At 74.7% G+C, this 3,710-nt stretch carries 2 protein-coding genes; both read left to right on the top strand.

Annotation, left to right across the window (positions count from 1 at the left end):
• Nucleotides 1-144 precede the first annotated feature (144 nt).
• Nucleotides 145-2,748 carry an ATP-binding protein gene (locus ACFVGO_RS11070; RefSeq protein WP_380631396.1) on the top strand — a complete coding sequence of 868 codons (2,604 nt, stop codon included), beginning with the start codon at nucleotides 145-147 and terminating at the stop codon, nucleotides 2,746-2,748.
• Nucleotides 2,741-3,415 carry a response regulator gene (locus ACFVGO_RS11065; protein WP_359897555.1) on the top strand — a complete coding sequence of 225 codons (675 nt, stop codon included), beginning with the start codon at nucleotides 2,741-2,743 and terminating at the stop codon, nucleotides 3,413-3,415. The genes ACFVGO_RS11070 and ACFVGO_RS11065 overlap by 8 nt, the downstream gene beginning before the upstream one ends.
• Nucleotides 3,416-3,710 lie beyond the last annotated feature (295 nt).

Below are 3,710 nucleotides of genomic sequence, written 5' to 3'. Positions count from 1 at the left end.
GGTGAGAAAAAGAGGGGGAGGGACGTCCTCAGCAGAGGTTGGGTGGGGGTGGGGTCGGGCGGGGGGGGGGGAATTGTGGGCGCCGGTTCCGCCCGACCCGCGTCCGCAGACGTGCACCACTTTTCGATGGAAAGAGCAGTGCCCATGGCCCGCGACCTCACCCCCGGCACCGGCAACCGCGGCGGCCGCCTGAGGGTGTACCTCGGCTCCGCGCCGGGGGTCGGCAAGACCTATCGGATGCTGGACGAGGCCCGGCGCAGACAGCAGCGCGGGGCCGACGTCGCGGTCGGGTACATCGAGTGCCACGGCAGACGCCACACCGAGGCCATGCTGGCCGGCCTGGAGGTCCTGCCACGGGTCCGGCGCGCCTACCGGGACGCCGAGTTCGACGAGATGGACCTCGACGGCGTGCTCGCCCGCCGCCCGTCCGTCGTGCTGGTGGACGAGCTGGCGCACACCAACGTCCCCGGCGGCCGGCACGCCAAGCGGTGGCAGGACGTCGAGGAGATCCTGGCCGCCGGGATCGACGTCATCACCACCGTCAACATCCAGCACCTGGAATCGCTGAACGACGTCGTCCGGAAGATCACCGGCATCCCGCAGCGCGAGACCGTCCCGGACGAGGTGGTCCGCCGGGCCGACCAGATCGAACTCGTCGACATGGCCCCGCAGGCGCTGCGCCGCCGGATGGCCCACGGCAACGTCTACCGGGCGGAGAAGGTGGACGCCGCGCTCTCGAACTACTTCCGGGTCGGCAACCTCACCGCCCTGCGCGAACTCGCCCTGCTCTGGGTGGCCGGGCGGGTGGACGAGGGCCTGCGCGACTACCGGGCCAGCCACAACATCGACCGGGTCTGGGAGACCCGCGAGCGGGTCGTGGTCGCCCTCACCGGCGGCCCCGAGGGCGAGACCCTGATCCGCCGCGCCGCCCGGATCGCCGACCGCACGGCCGGCGGCGAGCTGCTGGCCGTCCACGTCTCCCGCAGCGACGGCCTGGCCGGCGCCTCCTCCGGCGCGCTCGCCCAGCAGCGGCAGCTGGCGGAGGCCCTCGGCGGCAGCTACCACGTGGTGGTCGGCGACGACGTCCCCACCGCGCTGCTCACCTTCGCCCGCGCCCACCACGCCACCCAGCTGGTGCTCGGCACCAGCCGCCGCGGCCGGATCAACCGCTTCCTCACCGGCCCCGGTACCGGGCAGACCACCGTGGACGCCTCCGAGGACATCGACGTCCACATGGTCACCCACGAGTTCACCGGCCGCGGCCGGCTGCCCTCGCTCGGCCGCCGCCACTCCCGGCGCCGCACCTTCGCCGGCTACCTGGCCGGCCTGGCGGTGCCCTGGCTGCTCACCGCCCTGCTCTCCCAGGCGCACCACAGCATCAACCTGACCACCGAAGCGCTGATCTTCCAGCTCGGCGTGGTCATCGTCGCCCTGCTCGGCGGAGCCGTGTCGGCCCTGCTGGCCTCGGTCGTCGCCTCGGTGCTGCTGAACTACTACTTCATCCCGCCGATCCACAGCCTGACCATCGGCGAGACCAACAACATCGTCGCCCTGGTGGTCTTCGCCGCCATCGCGCTCACCGTCTCCACCGTGGTCGACCACGCCGGCCGGCTCACCAGCCGGGCCGCCCGCGCCACCGCCGAGGCCGAGACCCTCTCCACCCTGGCGGGCAGCGTGCTGCGCGGCGCCGACGCGCTGCCCGCCCTGCTGGAGAAGTCCCGGACGGCCTTCGGCATGCGGGCCGTCGCCCTGCTCTCGCGGGTCGACGGCGAGGCGCTCGCGCACTGCGCGGGGGACCACCGGGGCGACGGCGACGGGCCGCACGAGACCACCGAGGTCCCGGTCGGCCCGGACGCCGTCCTGGTGCTCACCGGCCGCCGGCTGCCCGCCGCCGACCAGCGGGTGCTGACCGCCTTCGCCGCCCACGTCGCCGCCGCGCTGGAGCGCGACCGGCTGGCCGTCGTCGCCGCCGAGGTCGAGCCGATCAAGGCCGCCGACCGGATGCGCACCGCCCTGCTCGCCGCCGTCAGTCACGACCTGCGCACCCCGCTGGCCGCCGCCCGCGCCTCGGTCGGCTCGCTGCGCAGCCCCGACGTCGAGTTCTCGCCCGAGGACCAGTCCGAGCTGCTCGCCACCGCCGACGAGTCGCTGGTCAAGCTCACCCGGCTGGTCGACAACCTGCTCGACATGAGCCGCCTCCAGGCCGGCGCGCTCACCCTGCACCTCACCGAGACCCACCTGGACGAGATCCTGCCCCGGGCGCTGGACAGCCTCCCCGACCCGTACGCACCGGTCCAGCCGCTCGACCTGGAGACCACGCCGCCGGTGCTCGCCGACCCGCCGCTGCTGGAGCGGGTGCTCGCCAACGTGATCACCAACGCGCTGCGGTACAACGCCCCCGGCGCGCCCGTCCTGGTCACCGCCAGCCACCACGCCGACCAGGTCGAGATCCGGGTGATCGACCGCGGCCCCGGCATCGCCCCCGAGGACCGCGACCGGGTCTTCCTGCCCTTCCAGCGCCTCGGCGACACCGACAACACCACCGGCGTCGGCCTCGGCCTCGCCCTCTCCCGGGGCCTCGCCGAGGCGATGGGCGGCAGCCTGGAGGTCGAGGACACCCCGGGTGGAGGCACCACCATGCTGCTCACCCTGCCCGCCGCCACCACCGGGCCCGCCGCCACAGCCCCCGCCACAGCCCCCGCCGCCACCGAGCCCGGACACCCCGGGGAGGAATCGCGACATGAGTGAGATCCTGGTCGTCGACGACGAGCCGGCCCTCCTGCGCACCCTGCGGATCAACCTCAGCGCCCGGCAGTACGCCGTCCGCACCGCCGCCAGCGGCGGCGAGGCGCTCGACCGCGCCGCGCACAGCGCCCCGGACGCCGTCCTGCTCGACCTCGGCCTGCCCGACCTCGACGGGATGGACGTGCTGCGCGGCCTGCGCACCCGCAGCGCGATGCCGATCATCGTGCTCTCCGGCCGGACGGACGCCGCCGACAAGGTGGGCGCCCTGGACGCGGGCGCCGACGACTACCTCACCAAGCCGTTCCTGATGGAGGAACTGCTGGCCCGGCTGCGCGCCGTGCTGCGCCGGCCGCCGGGCGGCGTGCCGTCGGGCCGGCCGGTGATCGGCGACCACACCGTGGACCTCGCGGCCACCGCGGTGAACGGCCCGAACGGTCCGGTCCGGCTCACCCCGACCGAGTGGCGCATCCTCGCCCTGCTGCTCGCCAACCCCGGGCGGCTGGTGCCCGGGCGGCAGATCCTGCGCGAGGTGTGGGGCCCGGCCCAGGAGGGGCGCGGCAACTACCTGCGGGTCTACTTCGCCGGGCTGCGCCGCAAGCTGGAGCGCGATCCGGCCCGGCCGCGGCACCTGATCACCGAGCCGGGGATCGGGTACCGGTACGTGCCGTGACGGACCGGCGGGCGAGCGCCGGCGCGCCCTCGTCAACGAGCCGTCAAGAGCGCTCCGGTGGACGACAGGAGGGCGTCAAGACCGTCCGGGGGCGGTGTTCCGCGGGCGTAGTGTCGGTGTCGAGCGAGCGGCCCGGCTCCGTGTGGGGGAGGCCCGGGTCCGCTCCGGCAGCCGTCCCAGGACGGCCAGCAGGTGGGGGAGGGGGAGGTGGAGGGGGTGCAGCACTGCCCCCGCCGCCTCGCCACCCCCAGCGACGGCAGCCTCTCCGCTCGTCGCCTTTGTCGCTCTCCCCTCT

Origin of the sequence: Kitasatospora sp. NPDC057738, assembly GCF_042798815.1 — a bacterium.
GTDB lineage: Bacteria > Actinomycetota > Actinomycetes > Streptomycetales > Streptomycetaceae > Kitasatospora > Kitasatospora lactacystinica.
The sequence above is the reverse complement of the archived record's forward strand: the minus strand, read 5'-3'. Positions and strand labels throughout refer to the sequence as shown.